Annotated in this window: 16 protein-coding genes; 8 read left to right on the top strand and 8 right to left on the bottom strand. The window is 72.6% G+C overall.

Annotated elements, in window-relative coordinates; genetic code table 11:
- The first annotated feature begins 17 nt into the window (after positions 1-17).
- Positions 18-413: a type II toxin-antitoxin system VapC family toxin gene (locus ACWIX7_RS02890; RefSeq protein WP_448620114.1), complete on the top strand. Its 396-nt coding sequence runs from the start codon at positions 18-20 to the stop codon at positions 411-413.
- 266 nt (positions 414-679) lie between these two features.
- Here the strand turns inward: ACWIX7_RS02890 and ACWIX7_RS02895 are convergent, their stop codons facing one another.
- Complete coding sequence (locus ACWIX7_RS02895) at positions 680-1225, bottom strand: CAP domain-containing protein (protein WP_448620115.1); 546 nt, start codon at positions 1223-1225, stop codon at positions 680-682.
- Positions 1226-1819: 594 nt separating this feature from the next.
- On the opposite strand from ACWIX7_RS02895, the gene ACWIX7_RS02900 reads away from it, so the two are divergent.
- Positions 1820-2539, top strand: coding sequence for a DUF5602 domain-containing protein (locus ACWIX7_RS02900; RefSeq protein ID WP_448620116.1), 720 nt, complete (start codon positions 1820-1822; stop codon positions 2537-2539).
- Positions 2540-2582: 43 nt separating this feature from the next.
- Here ACWIX7_RS02900 and ACWIX7_RS02905 read toward each other — a convergent pair whose 3' ends face one another.
- From ACWIX7_RS02905 to ACWIX7_RS02930, 6 genes are read right to left on the bottom strand one after another with little or no spacing between them, the layout of a single operon-like run.
- Positions 2583-4097: a mannitol dehydrogenase family protein gene (locus tag ACWIX7_RS02905; protein WP_448620117.1), complete on the bottom strand. Its 1515-nt coding sequence runs from the start codon at positions 4095-4097 to the stop codon at positions 2583-2585.
- 22 nt (positions 4098-4119) lie between these two features.
- On the bottom strand, positions 4120-5232 hold the full coding sequence (locus tag ACWIX7_RS02910; RefSeq protein ID WP_448620118.1) for an ABC transporter ATP-binding protein: 1113 nt from the start codon (positions 5230-5232) through the stop codon (positions 4120-4122).
- A gap of 38 nt (positions 5233-5270) precedes the next feature.
- On the bottom strand, positions 5271-6284 hold the full coding sequence (locus tag ACWIX7_RS02915; RefSeq protein WP_448620119.1) for an NAD(P)-dependent alcohol dehydrogenase: 1014 nt from the start codon (positions 6282-6284) through the stop codon (positions 5271-5273).
- Between the two features lie 53 nt (positions 6285-6337).
- On the bottom strand, positions 6338-7231 hold the full coding sequence (locus ACWIX7_RS02920; RefSeq protein ID WP_448620120.1) for a carbohydrate ABC transporter permease: 894 nt from the start codon (positions 7229-7231) through the stop codon (positions 6338-6340).
- Complete coding sequence (locus ACWIX7_RS02925; RefSeq protein WP_448620121.1) at positions 7228-8214, bottom strand: carbohydrate ABC transporter permease; 987 nt, start codon at positions 8212-8214, stop codon at positions 7228-7230. The genes ACWIX7_RS02920 and ACWIX7_RS02925 overlap by 4 nt, the downstream gene beginning before the upstream one ends.
- A 37-nt stretch (positions 8215-8251) precedes the next feature.
- The gene (locus ACWIX7_RS02930) at positions 8252-9607 is read right to left on the bottom strand and encodes an ABC transporter substrate-binding protein (protein WP_448620122.1); all 1356 of its coding nucleotides are present in this window, start codon (positions 9605-9607) and stop codon (positions 8252-8254) included.
- Between the two features lie 164 nt (positions 9608-9771).
- Between ACWIX7_RS02930 and ACWIX7_RS02935 the strand changes: the two genes are divergently transcribed.
- From ACWIX7_RS02935 to ACWIX7_RS02960, 6 genes are all read left to right on the top strand, one after another.
- Positions 9772-10719 (top strand): sugar-binding transcriptional regulator, encoded by a 948-nt coding sequence (locus ACWIX7_RS02935; protein ID WP_448620123.1) that lies wholly within the window; start codon positions 9772-9774, stop codon positions 10717-10719.
- A 40-nt stretch (positions 10720-10759) separates the two neighbouring features.
- Positions 10760-11554, top strand: a complete 795-nt coding sequence (locus tag ACWIX7_RS02940) for a phosphotransferase (RefSeq protein ID WP_448620124.1) — start codon at positions 10760-10762, stop codon at positions 11552-11554.
- A gap of 235 nt (positions 11555-11789) precedes the next feature.
- Positions 11790-13958 carry an RNA polymerase recycling motor ATPase HelR gene (gene helR, locus ACWIX7_RS02945; RefSeq protein ID WP_448620125.1) on the top strand — a complete coding sequence of 723 codons (2169 nt, stop codon included), beginning with the start codon at positions 11790-11792 and terminating at the stop codon, positions 13956-13958.
- A gap of 39 nt (positions 13959-13997) precedes the next feature.
- Entirely contained in the window at positions 13998-16340 is a 2343-nt protein-coding gene (locus tag ACWIX7_RS02950) for a M28 family peptidase (RefSeq protein ID WP_448620126.1), read from the top strand.
- Positions 16341-16450: 110 nt separating this feature from the next.
- Positions 16451-16627: a hypothetical protein gene (locus tag ACWIX7_RS02955; RefSeq protein ID WP_448620127.1), complete on the top strand. Its 177-nt coding sequence runs from the start codon at positions 16451-16453 to the stop codon at positions 16625-16627.
- A 52-nt stretch (positions 16628-16679) separates the two neighbouring features.
- Positions 16680-17096, top strand: coding sequence for a PaaI family thioesterase (locus tag ACWIX7_RS02960; RefSeq protein ID WP_448620128.1), 417 nt, complete (start codon positions 16680-16682; stop codon positions 17094-17096).
- Here ACWIX7_RS02960 and ACWIX7_RS02965 read toward each other — a convergent pair whose 3' ends face one another.
- On the bottom strand, positions 17097-18386 hold the full coding sequence (locus tag ACWIX7_RS02965; RefSeq protein ID WP_448620129.1) for a hydroxyacid-oxoacid transhydrogenase: 1290 nt from the start codon (positions 18384-18386) through the stop codon (positions 17097-17099).
- Positions 18387-18497: the final 111 nt, after the last annotated feature.

Raw genomic sequence — 18497 nt, forward strand, 5'->3', positions numbered from 1 at the left:
CGTCCAGTCCGGGCACGGTGATCGTCGTCGACGCCTCCGTCCTGGCCAACGCCCTCGCCGACGACCAGGCGGCCGGGGAGGCCGCCCGCGGTGAGCTGCGCGCCGCCGATCAGGTCACCGCGCCCGATCTGGTCGACGTCGAGACCGTGTCGGTGCTGCGCAGGCGCTGGCTGGCGCGCACGCTGAGCGACCAGCGCTTCGAGGCTGCCGTCGGGCATCTGCAGCAGCTGCAGTTAGAGCGCGTCCCGACGCTACGACTGGTGCGGCGCCCCGTCGAGTTGCGGGCCAACGTCAGCTCCTACGACGCCTGCTACGTGGCCCGGGCCGAGCGGTTGGACTGCGAGCTGATCACGGCGGACGGTCGGCTGGCCGGCGCCCCCGGGCCTCGGTGCGCCATCTGCCTCCTGCGCTGACAGTGTTCCACGCAGAAACGCCGGTCGAGGTTCCGGAATCACAGCGTCCTGGGCCTCCGCCCCGACGGGGCGGGTTCAGCAGGAGTAGCGGTCGATGCCGGAGCCGTGGGCCCACACGTAGTCCATGCGCTCGGCGGCGCGGGCGTACGCGGCCTCCTCACAGACGGTCAGCGTGGCCAACCGGTGACCCTTGCTGTGGGTCGCCTCAGGACGGTGGAGATCCTGCGGACGTGGCCCAGGACGAGGGCCACGTTCGCAGGATGACCTCAGTACGGCTTCTGACCGATGATGTTGCCTGCCGGGTCGTAACGGCACACGACCACGGTGTCCCAACGACCGTTCTGGAACCCGCTGGCAGCGCCGCAGCCGACCTTCTTGGTGTTCCGCCACACCATCTGTGAGTAGTGGCCCCACTTCTGGACGGGGTTCGCCACCGGTTCGGGCTTGGCGTCGTACAGGGCCTTCTCTCCGTACCAGGAGGCCATGGCGTTGAGGGGGTCGGGTGCTGTCGCGCCGCTCCCCGAACGCCAGGCGTAATAAAGGTTCTCCCCGTACGGGGTGTTGGGGTCGTGGACCAGGCCTTGGCTCTGCACGGTGGGCAGCAGGTGGTCGGCGTAGGCCTGCGCCGTTGCGGCCACGGTGTCATCCCAGGCCAGCTGCGGGGTGCCCACTTCGGCGCGGTACTCGTTGTGCTGTGCCACGAACGCGTCCTTCTGGCCGGTGTTCAGCCCAGCCGACGCAGTACCGGGCAGACCGAGCACAACGGCCGCGCTGACCCCGATCGCCCCGAGGGACTTGGCTGCCTTGTTCATCGTGTCTCCTCTCGTGTTGCCTGCCATGCGCACCGGCGCGGGCCTGGTGGCCGCGGACCACGCATCTCGGCATCAGGGGGTAGCACCGCAGTGACGGTGCGACGTGTCCCGAACCTGCTCGGCGAGCGTCATCGGGTCATCACCCCTGCATCACCGCCTTGGGAGCGAGGCAGGACACGAAACTGGCCGCGGGATCCGACCGCCCTGACTCGTCGAGTTGGACGGCCGGTGGTGGATATGCGCCCAGCACGCTCGGCGGCTCTGCGACGACTCCGATGGCGGACGGCGGCAGTGACGCGGCGGTGACGTCCCACCCATAGCGTGCCGCCGCGTAACTCACCCGAACACCGAGCGACCAGGCGTGTCGACGACCGGCCCACCGCCGGCTCCTCGAGGCCACCTCACGTGCTCCGGGGTCTCCTCCGAGCCGGCGCGATGCCGCGGGTCCCTCCGCCTGAGCCGCCCTCAGGAAAGGCAAGGACGATGCGGGTCCATCGACTCCTCCGGGACGCGGCACTGACTGCCGCTGTCACCTGTTCAGCCCTGCCCGTTCTCACCGGTTGCGGTGCCGAGAGCGCGCGGTCCGACACTCCCGTGCCGGCCAGCTCCAGCGACACGGTCTTCGGCCCATCCCAGGAGCTCGGGAACGGGAATGCCAAGACCTACGTCACCCTGGACGGCGAGCGACCCACCGAGGTCGGCGTGCGGTTGTCGAGCACCGCCCTGGAGGGACTGCCGGGATCGGGGCGCATGCTGATGCTCGACTTCCCCGATCAGGCGGCGACCACCGCATTCGACCACGTCATGCTGAACTGGAACCCCCAGGGGCACGACCCCGTCGAGTTGTTCGGCAAGCCGCACTTCGACTTCCACTTCGACATGGTCGACATGGCGACGATGCACGCCATCAACCCGGAGGACCCCGACTTCGCCGCCAAGGCCGAGCGCCTCCCTGAGGCCGAGTACGTGCCGCAGGACTACGCGGTCGCGCCGGATGTGCCCGTCGCTGCACAGGCCGTCCCAGGGATGGGCGTGCACTGGTTCGACGCCAGCGACACCAGCCTCGTCCCCGGCACCTACGACTTCCAGCACATCGTCCTCAACGGCAGCTGGGACGGCCGCCACACCTTCTACGAGCCCATGATCACCACGGAGTTCCTCATGAGTGGGCCCGACCTCGAACAGCCACTCAAGCAGCCCCTGGCCTTCCAGAAGACTGCCTACTACCCGACCACCTACGCCATCGACGTCGACGAGCAGACCGGGGACCACGTCGTCTCGCTCGGCGGCATGACGGCGCGCACCGCGTCGTAGTCCCGACCGCCACCTCGCCGGCGGACGGCGACGGACTCCGGCGTCAGGGCCCGGTGCTGCCCAGCGCGGTCGACGGCGTCCGCCCCCGGTCGACCAGCGCCTCGAGGGTGGCCCGGGCCCCGTGCTCGTACAGCGAGGTCAACGCCGCGAGGTAGTGGGTGGTGAACCGCTCGTCGTCGACCAGGTCCCCGAACAGCTCCCGGTCGGCGATGAAGGCGAGCGGGTCCTGCCGCTGGCGGAGCGCGGCGGCCCTGAGCGACTCCCGCCTCCGGTCGGCGATCTCGATCGGCTCGCCCTGCTCGTCCACGCCCTCGGAGTACCGCGCCCAGCCGGCGACGACCGCGGCCGACCGGCGCACCTCGCCGCCCGCGGCGAGGTTGTCCTGGACGACCGGGAGCAGCCACTTCGTCAGCCGTTCCGAGCCGTCGAAGGCCAGCCGTGCGAGCGTGTCGCGGACGGCGGGGTTGGAGAAGCGGGCGATGAGCTCCCGCCGGTAGTCGTCGAGGTCGATGCCGGGCACCGGGAGCAGGGTCGGGGTCGCCTCCTCCTCCATGTAGCCGAGCAGGAACGCCTGGAAGAGCGGGTCCTGCGCCGCGTCGTGGACCAGCCGGTAGCCGGCGAGGCGGCCCAGGTAGGCCAGCCCCTGGTGGCTGGCGTTGAGCAGCCGCAGCTTCATCCGCTCGTAGGGGTCCACGTCGTCGACGATCTGGACACCGGCGTCCTCCAGCGGTGGGCGCCCGAGGCTGAAGCGGTCCTCCAGCACCCACTGGGTGAAGGGCTCGCAGACCACCGGCCACCCGTCGTCGACGCCGAACCGCCGGGCCACCTCGGCCCGGTCGTCGTCGGTGGTCGCGGGGGTGATCCGGTCGACCATGGAGTTCGGGAAGGGCACCTCGCGCTCGACCCACGCGCCGAGCTCCGGGTCCCGCAGGGTGGCGAAGGCGGCGAAGCTGCGGCGGGCGACGTCGCCGTTGTGCTGGATGTTGTCGCAGGACACGACGGTGAACGGGGCGAGCCCGCGGTCGCGCCGGCGCACCAGCGCCTCGGTGACCAGGCCGAACGACGTCCGCAGCGCGGCGCCGGGCCGGAGGTCGGAGACGACGTCGGGATGGGTCGCGTCGAACTCACCGGTGACCGCGGCGATGTTGTAGCCGCCCTCGGTGACCGTCAGCGACACGATCCGGGTCGTCTCGGCCGCCATCTTCTCGACGACCGCCTCGGGGTCGTCGGGCGCGAGGAGGTACTCGACGATCGATCCCACGACCCGCGGCTCCATGGCGCCGTCGGGGTGCTTGACGACGAGCGTGTAGAGGCAGTCCTGGGCCGCCATCACCTCGGCCATCCGGCGGTCGGAGGGCAGCACCCCGACGCCGCAGATGCCCCAGTCCCGCGCCTGCCCCTGCTCCAGGAGCCGGTCGACGTACATGGCCTGGTGCGACCGGTGGAAGGCGCCCACCCCCAGGTGCACGATCCCGGCCCGCACCTGCGTCCGGTCGTAGGAGGGCACGGACAGGGAGCCGTCGAGGGACGTCAGGGTCGCGGTGCTGAGCTGTTGCACGGCTGCTCCTCCTGCTCGGCTCTCAGGCCGTGATCCGGCGTCCGGTCGACGGGGAGAAGAGGTGCTCCTTGCCCGGCTGGATGCGCAGGTGCACCCGCTCCCCCTTCGTGGGCGGCCGGGCGGGGTCCACCCGCGCGACGATGTTCTCGGCGAGCGGGCCCGAGGACTCACTGAGCTCGGGCAGCGTCCCGTGCAGGAACGCGTCGGAGCCGAGCTCCTCCACCACCCCGACGTCCACGGGGAAGGCGCCGGGGTCCTGCTCCGCGGCGAGGTCGAGGGACTCCGGCCGGAAGCCGACGACGACGCGGTCGGCCCCCTCCGCGGAGAGGGCGCTCAGGGCTGCGGTGGTCAGTGGCAGGCGCGCCCGCCCGAGGACGGCGTGCCCGTCGTCCAGGCGGAACTCCGCGATGTTCATGCCGGGGGATCCGATGAACCCGGCGACGAAGACGTTGGCCGGCTCCTGGTAGAGCCGCAGCGGCGTGTCGCACTGCTCGAGGACGCCGGCCCGCAGCACCGCCACGCGGTCCCCCATCGTCATCGCCTCGACCTGGTCGTGGGTGACGTAGACCGTCGTGGTCCCCAGCCGTCGCTGCAGCGCGGCGATCTGCGTGCGGGTCTGCACGCGCAGCTTGGCGTCGAGGTTGGACAGCGGCTCGTCCATGAGGAACACCTGCGGCGAGCGCACGATCGCCCGGCCCATGGCGACGCGCTGGCGCTGCCCGCCGGAGAGGGCCTTGGGCTTGCGGTCCAGGAAGGTCTCGAGGTCGAGGATCTTCGCCGCCTCCTGGACCCGCTGGGCGATCTCGTCCTTGCCCACCCCGGCGATCTTCAGCGCGAAGCCCATGTTGTCCGCGACCGTCATGTGCGGGTACAGCGCGTAGCTCTGGAACACCATGGCGATGTCCCGGTCCTTGGACTTCAGGTGCGTGACGTCCCGGTCCCCGATGCGGATCGCGCCGTCGTCGATGTCCTCCAGACCGGCGAGCATCCGGAGGCTGGTGGACTTGCCGCAGCCGGAGGGGCCGACCAGGACGAGGAACTCGCCGTCGGCGATCTCGAGGTCGAGGGCGTCGACCGCGGGCTTGTCGGAGCCGGGGTAGATGCGGCTCGCCCGGTCGTAGGTGACGGAGGCCATGGGATCTCTCCTTGCTGGGCCAGAGGTCAGGGGGGACGTCAGGTCTGGGGGTGGACGACGACCTTCACCGACTGCGGGTCGCGGCGACCGGCCGTCAGCGCGTCCTCGGCCTGGTCCAGGCGGTAGGTGCCGGTGACCAGGCGGTCGAGGTCGATCCGCCCGGCGGCGACCAGCGCGATCGCCGTCGGCCACGTGTTGGCGTAGCGGAAGGTGCCGGTGACCTCGAGCTCCCGTTCCTGCACCACCGACAGCGGCAGGGGCAGCTCGTCACCGCCCATGCCGACGAGCACCGCCCGACCGGCCCGGTCGAGGGCGCGGATGGCCTCGCCGGTGGCCGCCGGGTGACCGGAGCACTCCAGCAGCACCTCGGGCGGGCGGGGCAGGTCCGTCACGCGGGCCGTCCGGGCGTCGACGACCTCGGTGGCGCCGAGGTCACGGGCCAGGGCCAGCCGCGCGGGGTTGACGTCGGACACCACGATCTCCGTGGCGCCGAACGCCCGCGCCACCTGGACGCTCACCAGCCCGATGGGTCCGGCCCCGGTGACGAGCACCCGGGAGCCGGCGCCCACCCGGCCCTTGCGGCAGGCCCAGATGCCGACCGACAGGGGTTCCAGCAGTGCGGCGGCGTCGTCGCCGATCGTGTCGGGCACCGGGTGGGCGAAGGCCGCGTGGACGACGACGTACTCGGCGAAGGCACCGTCGATCGGCGGGGTCGCGAAGAAGCGCATGCCAGGGCAGAGGTTGTAGCGCCCGGCCAGGCACTGCGGGCAGGTCAGGTCCGGCACCCCCGGCTCGACCGACACCCGCTGCCCGACGGCGAGCGTGGTGACGCCGGGGCCGAGGGCGGCCACCTCCCCCGCCGCCTCGTGACCCAGCACGAGCGGGGACTCGACGACGAACCGGCCGATGCGCCCGTGGTCGTAGTAGTGCGTGTCCGATCCGCAGACCCCGACCGAGGCGACGCGGACCACCACCTCACCGGGGCCCGGCTGCGGGACGGCCCGCTCCTCCACGACCACGTCACCGGGACCGCGCAGGACAGAGGCCCGCATGGTGGCCGCCGGACGGAGGTCCCCGGTCCCCGGGACCGTCCCGGTCGCCGCGCTCACTTGACCGCTCCCAGCGACAGCCCCTGCACCAGCTTGTCCTGGGCGGCGAAGCCGGCGACGAGCACCGGCAGCGACACCACGAACGAGGCCGCGCAGACCTGGGCGAGGAACAGCCCCTGGCTGGTCACGAAGCCGGTCAGGTACACCGGCGCGGTCCCGGCCACGGTGCCGGTCAGGGTCCGGGCCAGCAGCAGCTCGTTCCAGCTGAAGATGAAGCAGATCAGCGAGGTCGCGGCGATGCCCGGCAGGACGATGGGCGCCACGACCGCGCGGAGGGTCAGCATCAGCCCCGCGCCGTCCATCGACGCCGCCTCGAGGATCTCGACCGGGACCTCGGCGAGGAACGAGCGCATCATCCACACCGCGATCGGCAGGTTCATGGCCGTGTACAGCACGATCAGCAGCCAGATGTTGTCCAGCAGGCCGCTCCACTGGGCGAACAGGTAGATCGGCAGCAGCCCCGCCACGATCGGCAGCATCCGGGTGGACAGGAAGAAGAACATGACGTCGGTCCACTTGCGCACCGGCTTGATCGACAGCGCGTAGGCGGCCGGGATGGCCAGCACCAGCACGATGATCGTGGAGACGACGCTGGCGGTCAGCGAGTTGAGCAGCGACGGCCAGGGACTCGTGCCGGTGCCCACGCCGAAGAAGGACCGGTAGCCCTCGGTGGTCAGCGGAGCGAAGACCGACGGCGGGTTGGTGGCGGCGTCCTCCTCGCTGTGGAACGACGTGAGCACCATCCACAGCACGGGCACGACGAACAGGAAGCCGATCAGCCAGGCGGCCACCCCCAGCAGGGCCCCGGACCGCGGCTTGCGCGGCCGGCGGGGCCGGCCCTCGGGCGTACGGGTGGCGGCGACCGGTGCGACGTCGGTGACGGAGCTCATCGCGCGTTCTCCTCCTGGAACAGGGTCGACACCGTCCGCAGCGCCAGCGTGGCGATGACGATCGTGCCGATGACGACCACGACGCCGGCGGCGGACGCCCGGCCGTAGTCGTGGGCCTGGTAGAAGGTCTGGTAGATCACGTACGGCAGGTTCGCCGTGCCCAGGCCGCCCGAGGTGATCGTGAAGACCGCGTCGAAGTTCTGCACGATGTAGATGGACCCCAGCAGCCCGCCCAGCTCCAGGTAGCGGCGCAGGTGCGGGAAGGTCATGTAGCGGAAGATCTGCCAGCTGCTCGCGCCGTCGATGCGCGCCGCCTCGATGACGTCCAGCGGCCGGCTCTGCAGCCCCGCCAGCAGGATCAGCATCATGAACGGCGTCCACTGCCAGATGAGGGCGACCTCGACCGAGACCAGTGGCGCCATGGTGATCCAGTCCGGCTGCGGCGCGTTGTCGGAGCCGAACAGCCGCCAGATCGCGGTGAGCGTGCCGTTGAGCAGGCCGTACTCGGGGTTGAACAGTGCGTGCTTCCACAGCAGCGCCGCCGCGACCGGGACGATGAGGAACGGCGTGATCATCATGGTGCGCACCACGCCGCGGCCGCGGAACTGCCGGTCCAGCAGCAGCGCGATGACCATCCCCAGCAGCAGGCTCACCAGGACGACGACCACGGTGAGGATGACCGTCGTGAGGATGGCCTGACGCATGTTGACGTCGGTCAGCACGCTCGCGTAGTTGCCGAACCCGGCGAAGCCGCGCTCGTCGGGGTAGTAGGCGTTCCAGTCCATGAACGAGACGATCAGCGTGACCACGAACGGCAGCTGGGTGACGATGATCGTGAAGACCAGCGCGGGCAGCAGCGGTGCGCGGCGGGCCCAGTCGGCGGACCGGCGGAGCGCTCCGCCCGGTGACGGCGAGGGTGGGGCCGGAGGCGGTGTCGGCGGCTGCTGACCGCGCCCGCGGCTGGTCTCGAGAGTGGTGCTCATCCCGCTGCCTTCCCCTGGTGTCGTCCTGCCGTCCCGGTCACTTCGACTCCCGCTCCTGGTAGCGCTCGGCGACGTCCTCGGCGAGCTGCTGCCCTCGTTCGAGCGCCTCCTCGACGGTCGTCCGGCCGGCGATCGCGGAGCTGACGTCCTGGGACACCTGGGTGGCCAGGTCCGGGAACTCCGGGATGCCCATGAACTGGATGCCGGGTGCGGGGCGGGGCTGCACGCCGGGGTCGTTCGGGTCGGCGCTCTCGATGGCCGCCAGGGTGGGCTCGGCGAACGCCGAGGCCTCCGCGAGGTAGTCCGGGTTGGAGTAGGTCGACGCCCGCTTCCCGGCGGGGACCTTGGACCAGCCGAGCTCCTCGCCGACGAGCTGCTCGTACTCCGCGCTGGAGGCCCAGGAGATGAACTCCCAGGCGGCGTCCTTCTTCGCGCTGGCCTGCTGGATGCTCCAGGACCACGCGTAGAGCCAGCCCGAGCTGTCGGTCTCGACCACCGGGGCCGCGACGTAGCCCATCTTGCCCTTGACCGGCGAGTCGGCGGCCTCGAGCGAGCCGGCGGCCGAGGTCGCGTCGTACCACATCGCGGCGTTGCCCTGGACCACGTTGTTCAGGCACTCGGTGAAGCCTGCCTGCGGGGCACCGACCTCGCCGTGCTCCCGGACGAGGTCCACGTAGAACTGGGTGGCCTCACGGAACTCCGGGCTGTCGACTCCGGGCTCCCAGTCCTCGGTGAACCACGTGCCGCCGAAGGTGTTGACCACGGTGGTCAGCGGCGCGAACAGCTGGCCCCACCCGGGCTGGCCGCGCAGGCAGATCCCGGCCATCCCCGGCTCGGCGCCGTCGACCTGTGCGGCGATGTCGGCGACCTCCTGCCACATCGGGTTCGCGGGCATCTGGATGCCGGCGGCCTCCAGGACGTCCCTGCGGTACATCAGGAACGAGGACTCGCCGTAGAACGGCTCGCCGTACAGCCGGCCGTCGTCGCCGGACAGCGACGCCGTCAGCGGGCCGAGGACGTCGTCCTGGTCGAACTCCGCATCGGCCGCGACGTACTCGTCCAGCGGGGCGATCCACTCGCTGCGGGCGTAGATGGGGATCTCGAAGTTGCTCAGGGTGGCGACGTCGTACTGCCCCGCCTGGCTGGAGAACTCCTGGCTGATCTTGTCCCGGACGTCGTTCTCCGGCAGCACCGTGTAGTTGACCGTGATGCCGGTCTCCGCGGTGAAGTGCTCGGCGGTGAGCTGCTGCAGGTCGACCATCTGCGGGTTGTTGACCATCAGCACGTTGATGGTGTTGGGCCCGCCGGCAGCGGGACCCCCGCCCCAGCCGGCACACCCGCCGACCCCCAGGGCCAGTGCGGTCGCCGTCGCCGCCGCGAGCGCAGGTCGCACGTGTCTGTGCACGGTGCAGTCCTCCCCTGAGCCGACCACGCGCTCGCTCATATGAGCAGAGGGGGTCTCAGATGTGTGTGGCGTGAGTCTCATCCGGCCGACCGGTCACGTCAAGGGGTGTGCCATAGTGAGCACCCAGACGCTCACATGAGCAGGAGTGGCACATGGCAGAGGTGCACGACGGCCCGGCCCGGGTCGTCCTCACGGCATCCGTCGCACGCCGGTACTACCTCGACGGCCGGACCAAGGTCGAGATCGCCGAGGAGTTCGGCCTGAGCCGCTTCAAGGTCGCCCGGCTGCTCGACGCGGCTCGCGAGAGCGGGCTGGTGCGCATCGAGATCCGCCACCAGGGCGAGATCGACGTCGACCTGTCGGCGCGGCTGCAGGACCGCTTCGGGTTGCAGCACTCGATCGTCGTCGACACACCCGACGACGACGCCGACTCGCTCCGTGGCCACCTCGGGCGGGCGGCGGCCCGGCTGCTCGCGGAGATCATCACGCCGCAGGACGTGCTCGGTCTGGCGTGGGCCCGGGCGGTGAGCGCGATGGCCCGGGCGCTGCCGCCACTCCCCGGGACGCCGGTCGTCCAGCTCACCGGGGCGCTGTCGTTGCCGGACGGACCCGACACGTCGGTGGACGTCGTCCGGGAGGTCGCCAGCGCATCGGGCGGCGCGGCGCACGTCTTCTACGCGCCCTTCACTGTCCCCGACGCGGCCACCGCGCGGGCTCTCCGGAGGCAGCCCGAGGTGGCGCGCGCCTTCGCCCAGCTCCCCCTCGTGACCAAGGCCGTGGCCGGGGTCGGTCTCTGGAAGCCCGGCCAGTCCACCCTGTACGACGCCCTGTCCGAGGACGACCGCACGGAACTGCACCGCCTGGGGGTCTGCGCCGACGTGTCCGGCGTCTTCCTCTCGGCCGACGGCGAGGCCATCCGGACCGAGCTGTCCGAGCGGATGATCGGCATCGACGCCGAGCAGATGCGGGCGATCCCCGAGGTGGTCATCATCCCCTACGGCGAGTCGAAGGGCCCCGCCGTCCGCGCCGCGCTCCGCAGCGGTCTCATCGGTGGCATCGTGACGCACACGGCCCTGGCCCACGCCGTCCTCGAGGAGTGAGCGCCTGCGCCGACCGATCGTGGACGACCTGAGGAGGCCGATGCCGGGCGAGACGGAATCCGAGGTCCTCCTCCTGGGCGGTACCGCCAACCGCGGACGAGTGGTGCGCGTCGGCGACACCGTCCGGCGGCCCCAGCGCGCCACGAGTCCGGCCACCCACGCTCTGCTGCGCCACCTCGCCGACGTCGGGTTCGACGGCGCTCCCCGGTTCCTCGGCGTGGACGAGCAGGCGCGGGAGGTCCTCTCCTACGTGACTGGAACGGCCATCACGCCGCCCTATCCCGCCTGGGCCCTCACCGACGAGGCGCTCGTCAGCGTCGCCCACCTCCTGCGCGACTACCACCGGGCGGTCAGCACCTTCTCCCCGGCGCCGCACCTGTGGCCGCCCTCGCCGCCCCCGCCCTTCGCCGGGCAGCTCATCAGCCACAACGACGTCAACCTGGACAACGTCGTCTTCCGCGACGGGCGGGCCGCCGCGCTGATCGACTTCGACCTCGCCAGCCCGGGCTGCCGGGTGTGGGACGTCGCGTGTGCCGCGCGACTGTGGGCCCCGCTGCGGCCGGACCGCTACATCGACGACAGCAGGCGCGGCCGGGCACTCGACCGCTTCCGGCTCTTCGTGGACAGCTACGGCCTGGACCGGGGTGACCGGGAGGCCCTCGTCCCGGCGGTCCTGCACAACCACCAGTGGCTGTACGACATCGTCGGGACCGCGGCCGCGAACGGCCACCCCGCCTTCTCCGAGTACCTGGCCGGCGGGGCCATGAGACGGGCCGAAGGCACGCGTCGCTGGTACCTCGACAACGCCGACGTGCTGCGGCAGGCGCTCGTCTGACAGCCGGGAGCAGGTGGACGGCGGGGTCGTCGCGGTGGCGGGGTGACCGGGCGTCCCGGGGACGGGGAGAACTCCTCTCCGCCACCTCAACGTATAGCTCACGGGGGGACTTGCGGCAAGACCCGGGACGGACCGGAGAATCGCCGGCCGAGGCCGAGACCTGCGGGAACGGAGTCGCCCAGTGCCTGTGTCGTCGCCGACGTACGAGTCCCCGGGGAAGTCGATCGGAGCCCATGTGGCGTCCCTGACCACCAGCGTGTTCGACCTGCCCGACACCCTGTCCCACAAGGCCGACCCCGCGCTGATCGCCGTCGACGAGCAGCACTTCGCGGCCGTCGCTGAGAGCTTCCGGCAGTCGATCGCCGACCTGACCGACCGCCTCGACGCCGAGCGCAGGGCGCCCGGCGGCACCGGCCAGGCGGCGCTGGACCGGGACCTGGAGGTCCACCGGCTGACCGCCCGCCTGCGTACCCTGCGCCGATTCGGCCTGGACCTGTGCCTGGGACACGTCGTCCGCGCGGACGACCCCGAGCCCGTGTACGTCGGACGACTCGGCCTCACGGACAGCGCGGGCCGGCGGCTGCTGGTGGACTGGCGCTCCCCCGCGGCCGAGCCGTTCTTCGGAGCCACCCACGCCGACCCGATGGGTCTGGTGAGCCGCCGCAGGTACCGCTGGACCCGCGGCCGGATCACGGACTACTGGGACGAGGTGTTCACCCCCGACGGGTTCGACGGGCACGCCGCCGCGCTCGACGACCAGTCAGCCTTCATCGCCAGCCTGGGCAGCAGCCGGTCACCCCGGATGCGCGACGTGCTCGGCACCATCCAGGCCGACCAGGACGCCATCATCCGGGCGGGGTCCCGCGGGGCTCTCGTCGTCGACGGCGGCCCCGGTACGGGGAAGACGGTCGTCGCGCTGCACCGCACCGCCTACCTCCTGTACTCCGACCCCCGCCTCGGTCACCACCGGGGTGGCGTGCTGGTCGTCGGTCCGCACCAGCCCTACCTCTCCTACGTCCAGGACGTCCTCCCCAGCCTCGGCGAGGAGGGCGTGCGGACCTGCACCCTGCGGGACCTCGTCCCGGAGGGAGCCGCGGCTGCGGTCGAGACCGACCCGGACGTGGCCCGGCTGAAGTCGTCCGCGGATCTGGTGCAGGCGATCGAGACGGCCGTCCGCTTCTACGAGGAACCGCCTCGCGAGGGGATGGCGGTCGAGACGCCCTGGTCCGACGTCTGGCTGAGCGCCGACGACTGGGCCGAGGCGTTCGAGGCACCGGACCCCGGTACTCCGCACAACGAGGCGCGCCACCAGGTCTGGGAGGAGTTGCTCACCATCCTGGCCGACGCGCACGAAGCCGACGACGACGTCCCCGCCGAGCAGGTCCGCAGGTCGCTGCAGCAGGACCGGGCGCTGCGCACGGCCTTCGACCGCGCCTGGCCGCTGCTGGAGGCGACCGACCTCGTCGGGGACCTGTGGTCGGTGCCGGCCTACCTGCGGAGGTGCGCGCCCTGGCTGAGCCCCCACGAGGTCCGGGCCCTGCAACGGGAGGACCCCCGTGCCTGGACGGTGTCCGACCTGCCGCTGCTGGACGCGGCACGGCAGCGGCTCGGCGACCCGGAGGCATCGCGGCGCAGACGCCGGCAGGACGCCGTCGTCGCCGCCGAACGCGAGCGCATGGCCGGGGTCATCGACGAGCTGATCGCGGCGGACGACTCCGAGCTGCTGCTGATGACGAGCCTGCGCCACCGGGACCTGCGCGACGCCCTGGTCGACGAGGCCGCGCTCCCCGGCGCCGACCCCGACCCCCTCGCCGGCCCCTTCGCGCACGTCGTAGTCGACGAGGCCCAGGAGCTGACCGATGCGGAGTGGCAGATGCTGCTGCTCCGCTGCCCGTCGCGGAGCCTCACCATCGTCGGCGACCGCGCCCAGGCCCGGCACGGGTTCCCGGAGTCGTGGCAGGAGCGGCTCGCACGGATCGGGCTCGACGACATCACCCTGGCCTCCCTGATCGTCAACTACCGGACACCGGCAGAGGTCATGGCGGAGGCCGAGCCGGTCATCCGGGCCGTGCTCCCGGACGCCAACGTGCCGACCTCCATCCGCAGCACCGGCGTCCCCGTCGTCCACGGATCGGCCTCGGAGCTGGACTCGGTCCTCGACACCTGGCTCGCCGCGCACGCCGAGGGGACCGCCTGCGTCATCGGCGATCCCACCTCCCGGGCGGGGGTGCAGGCGACGTCCCGCGTCCGGTCGCTGACCCCGGAGCTGTCGAAGGGGCTCGAGTTCGACCTGGTCGTCCTCGTGGACCCCGAGGCGTTCGGCGAGGGCATCGAGGGAGCGGTCGACCGCTACGTCGCGATGACCCGGGCCACCCGGCAGCTCGTCGTCCTCACGAGCTCGTGACCTCGGCCGGGACGACGTGAGCGCTGGCCCGTGACCGCCGTGCGCAGGACGACCCCCCCGGAACCGCGGGCGCCCCGGCCGGCCGGCGTCCTCGCGCTCGTCGGGCTCCTCTCCGTCGCCGTCGTGTCGGTGCTGGTCCTCGCCCCCGCCGAGCCACGGGACACCGGGGCTCCGGCGGAGGAGTTCAGCGCCGGTCGGGCGATGGCCGAGCTCGAGCAGGTCGCCGTCGCCCCGCGTCCGGTCGGGTCGATCGAGCACGCCCGGGTGCGCGACCACCTGCTGGCCGTCCTCGACGCCCGGGGGTGGCGCACCGAGGTGCACCAGGCCGTCGGGGCCACCGACTCCGGCCGGCCCGGCACGCAACCGGTGGCGCTGGTGCGCAACGTCGTGGCGACCCTGCCGGGTACCGACCCCACGGGGACCGTGCTGCTCGCCGCCCACTACGACACGGTCGCCGCCTCACCGGGAGCCGGCGACGACGGCCTGGGGATGGGGGTGCTGCTCGAGATCGCCCGGACCCTGACCGCCGAGGGGGTCCCACCACCCCGCAACGACGTCGTGGTCCTGCTCACCGACGCCGAGGAGGCGGGACTGCTCGGGGCCGACGCCTTCACCCGCGAGCGCGCCGCCTCCCTCGGCACCGCCGTGGTGCTCAACCACGAGGCTCGCGGTGCCTGGGGCACGCCGACGACCTTCCGCACGACGTCGCCCAACGGCGCCCTGCTCGACGCCCTCGCCCGAGCCCCCGGGGCGATGGCGGAGTCCGCCTCCGAAGCCGCCTTCGAGGCCCTGCCCAACGACACCGACCTCACCCCCCTCGCCGCGGCCGGCCTGCACGGGCTCGACACGGCCATCTCGGCCGGCGGAGCGCACTACCACTCCCCCGTCGACGACCTCGAGCACCTGAGCCCCGCATCGGTGCAGCAGATGGGCGAGGTCAGCCTCGCGGTGACCCGGCACCTCGCCGCCGCCGACCTGACGGCGGTCCCCCGCGGCGCCGAGCAGGTCGTGACCACCCTGCCGTGGGGGCTGCTGCGCTACCCGCAGGGGCTCGAGGTCCCCCTCGCGTTCGCCGCCCTCGCCCTCGCCGTCGTGGCGCTGGTCCTGCGCCGGCGTCAGCGCGCACTGACGCTGCCCCGTACCGCTCTGGGGGCCCTCGGGGCCGTCGCGGCGCTCGCCGTGGCCGGCCTGGCGGGGTGGGGGACGTGGCAGGCCGCGCTCGCCATCGACCCCGGGCAGGCCTCCGCGGTGGTCGGGGAGCCGTACCGCCCGGGGCTCTACCAGGCGGCGGTGCTGCTCGCCGCGGTCGGTGCGGTGCTGTCGGTGGTGGGGCTGCTGCGCCGCTGGACGGGCCTGGACGCCGTGGCCGTCGGGGCGGTGGTCGTCCTCGCGGTCACGGGTGTCCTGGTCGCCCTCACCGTCCCGGGCGTCTCCGGGATGCTGGTGCTGCCGACCCTGTGCGCTGCCGCCGGGGCCGTCGTGCACGACCTCTCGCCACGCCGGTGGACCGGTCTGCGCGCCGCGGCGGTGCTCCTGGCGTCCGCGGCCGCCGCCGTGCTGCTGGGTCCCGGCGCCTGGCTCGGCTTCGACGTCGGCATGGGGTTGGGCGGGCCGTTCAGCGCCGTGCTCGCCGGGCTGCTCGTGCTCCTGGTGCTGCCGGTGGTGGGCCTCGCCTGGCCGTCACGAACCGACCGACAGGGGGCACGGCGAGGGGCCTGGCGCACGGCGGGGACGCCGGTGGCAGCGCTGGTCCTCGCAGCGGTGCTCACCGCAGCCGGGCTGGTCGTCAACCGCGAGGGCGCGACGCCACCGCGCCAGGAGCAGCTCCTCTACGGTCTCGACGCCGACACCGGCCAGGCGCTGTGGGCCTCCCGGCGGGAACCACCCAGCGCGTGGAGCGCGTCGCTGCTGACCGAGGCGCCGGCCGCGCTCGACGACGTCCTCCCCCACACGGACGGGCGGGTGCTCGCGCACGGGCCGGCGCCGGCCGTGGACCTGCCGCCCCCCGAGGTCGCCGTCCTCTCCGACACGCGGCGCGGCACCGACCGCGAGCTCGTCCTGCGGCTGCGTTCGGCGCGCGGCGCGCCCGCGGTGGGCCTGTGGGTCGACGCCGCCGGCGCCTCCGTGCGCGAGGCACGGGTCGCCGGGCGCGACCTCCCGGTGCACGGGCCGCGCGGGCCCTGGGACTTCGGGTTCGTCCTCGAGGCGGTGCCGACGGACGGCGTGGAGGTGCGCCTGCTGCTCGACCAGCGCGCCGACACGCTCGCCCTGCGGCTCGGCGACCGCAGCGCCGACCTCGGCGCCGTCCCCGGGTCCACGCCGCCGTCCGGGCGCGTGCTCGTCACCCCGCAGCTGTGGGTGACGCGGACGGTCCGGGTGTGAGGGCGAGCCGCGTCCGACGGCGTCGTCGGCGCCGCTGTCGGTCCCGGCCGCCGGCAGCGCACCGCGGTGGATCGGCGGTGGCCGGCCCGCTCTCGTGCCAGGCTCCGGGCATGGCCTTCGACCTCCACCGAGCCGATGGTGAAGTGATCCGCTTCGACGACGACGCGCGCTTCAGCTTCACCGCCACCGGTCACCTCGTCGTGTACGACGCCCAGGGCAACAAGACCGTGTTCAGCCACCACAGCTGGAACTGGCTCGAGGAGCCGGTCGCCCCGCCCGCGGGGTGACCGACCCGGGCGCGTGCGAGGCTCGGCCGGTCCCCGACGAGAGGTGTCCCGCGTGCCGTCCGAGACCGAGACCGCCGCCCGCGTGCGGGCCGTCCTCGACATCCCGCTCAACCGCTTCCTGGGCATCCAGCTGCGCGACCCGGCCAACCCCGCCGCCGGCCTGTGGTTCCCGGTCGGCCGCTCGGCGCAGAATCAGGCGGCGGTGCTGCACGGCGGCGTGGTGACGACGCTGCTGGACACCGCGAGCTACCTCGCGCTGCTCCCCCGGCTGTCCGACGCCGAGCACGCGGTGACCCACGACCAGACCGTGTCGCTGCTGCGGCCGGTGGCCGCCGACAAGCGGGTGGACGTCACCGCCACCGTGCTGCGCCGCGGCCGCGCGGTCGCGTTCATGCGCGCCGAGGCCGTGGTGGACGGCGAGCTGGTCGCCACCGCCCAGGTCACCAAGAGCGTCGTCCGCCTCGGCTGATCACCACAGGGACATGGACCGGCGGAAGATCCCGGCGATGTCGTCCTCGGTGACCTCGCGGGGGCAGGTCGCCAGCAGCCGCTGCTGCTTCATCGTGCCCTCGACCAGGTCCGGGATGTCGTCCTCGCTGAAGCCGACCGCGCCCACGCCGTTGGGGATGTCGATGTCGCGCATCAGGTCGGTCAGGACCATGGGCAGGAAGTCGACCGCCTCGGTCGGCAGACCCGCGTTGGGCGCCAGCAGCTGGGCCGCCCGCACGTGCCGCTCCGGCGCGGCCTCGAAGGTGAAGCGGAAGGCCTCCGGCGCGGTCAGCGCGACCGACATCCCGTGCGGGACCATCGGCTCGTCCGCCGGGTAGTCCTTGGGGTGGAAGTCCTTCACCTGCCCGGCGATCGGGTAGGCGTTGGCGTGCGGGATGTGCACCCCCGCGTTGCCGAAACCCATGCCCGCGAAGGTCGCCGCCATTGACATGTCGGCGCGCGCCTGCACGTCGTCCCCGTGCCGCACCGCCCGCCGGAAGGAGCCGGCCAGCAGGGTGAGCGCCTTCTCCGACCACATGTCCGAGATGGGGTTCGAGCCGCAGTAGGGCACCCGCTTGTCGGGCGTCTTGTGCTCGTAGGTCGTGTACCAGCGCGCGGTGTAGCTCTCCAGGGCGTGGCACAGGATGTCCATGCCCGACGCCGCCGTCACCCCGGGCGGCTGGGTCAGCGTGAGGTCCGGGTCGATCACGGCCAGGGTCGGGCGCAGCATCGCGTGGCTGATCCCGGTCTTCACCCGCGCCGCGATCACGTCCATCACGCAGATGGTGGTGCTCTCCGAACCGGTGCCGGTCGTCGTCGGGACGGCGATGAGCGGCTTCAGGGGCTTCGACGGCGCCTGCCCCTTCCCGACCGGGACGTTGACGTAGTCCATGAGCTCGCCGGGGTTGGTGGTCAGCAGGTCGATCGCCTTGGCCGTGTCGATGCTGGAGCCACCGCCGACGGCGACGAAGGCGTCCCAGGGCCCGGTCGAGCGGGCCTCCTCGATCGCGGCGACGAGGCTGACGTCGGTCGGCTCGACGTGTACGCCGTCGTACACGCGCGCCTCGATGTCGAACTGCGCCATCTGGTCGGCCACGCGCTGCGGGATGCCGGTGGCCGCGAGCCCCGCGTCGGTGACCACCAGCACCCGCCGGACGCCGTACCGGCTCAGGTCGTAGCCGATCTCGTCGGAGGCCCCGCTCCCGAACTTCAGCTGCGGCGCCCCGTAGGTGAAGACGGACTCGGGGTGGGCAGGCGCGACGGTGCTCATGACGTCCCTCTCTGCGGTCGGGGTGCGGGTGAGCGGCGTTGCGCCGAATGTTGCACGTGCTTGTGGTCTGCACCACACCGACGGGATAGTCCACGACACCGACCCGCCCGT

Source organism: Geodermatophilus sp. URMC 65, from assembly GCF_053502545.1.

What these genes read in the sequence shown, in the direction of transcription:
- ACWIX7_RS02895 (WP_448620115.1), bottom strand. Translation starts at nt 1,225, where the DNA reads ATGAACAAGGCAGCCAAGTCCCTCGGGGCGATCGGGGTCAGCGCGGCC.
- ACWIX7_RS02910 (WP_448620118.1), bottom strand. Translation starts at nt 5,232, where the DNA reads ATGGCCTCCGTCACCTACGACCGGGCGAGCCGCATCTACCCCGGCTCC.
- ACWIX7_RS02915 (WP_448620119.1), bottom strand. Translation starts at nt 6,284, where the DNA reads ATGCGGGCCTCTGTCCTGCGCGGTCCCGGTGACGTGGTCGTGGAGGAG.
- ACWIX7_RS02920 (WP_448620120.1), bottom strand. Translation starts at nt 7,231, where the DNA reads ATGAGCTCCGTCACCGACGTCGCACCGGTCGCCGCCACCCGTACGCCC.
- ACWIX7_RS02925 (WP_448620121.1), bottom strand. Translation starts at nt 8,214, where the DNA reads ATGAGCACCACTCTCGAGACCAGCCGCGGGCGCGGTCAGCAGCCGCCG.
- ACWIX7_RS02935 (WP_448620123.1), top strand. Translation starts at nt 9,772, where the DNA reads ATGGCAGAGGTGCACGACGGCCCGGCCCGGGTCGTCCTCACGGCATCC.
- ACWIX7_RS02940 (WP_448620124.1), top strand. Translation starts at nt 10,760, where the DNA reads ATGCCGGGCGAGACGGAATCCGAGGTCCTCCTCCTGGGCGGTACCGCC.
- ACWIX7_RS02955 (WP_448620127.1), top strand. Translation starts at nt 16,451, where the DNA reads ATGGCCTTCGACCTCCACCGAGCCGATGGTGAAGTGATCCGCTTCGAC.
- ACWIX7_RS02965 (WP_448620129.1), bottom strand. Translation starts at nt 18,386, where the DNA reads ATGAGCACCGTCGCGCCTGCCCACCCCGAGTCCGTCTTCACCTACGGG.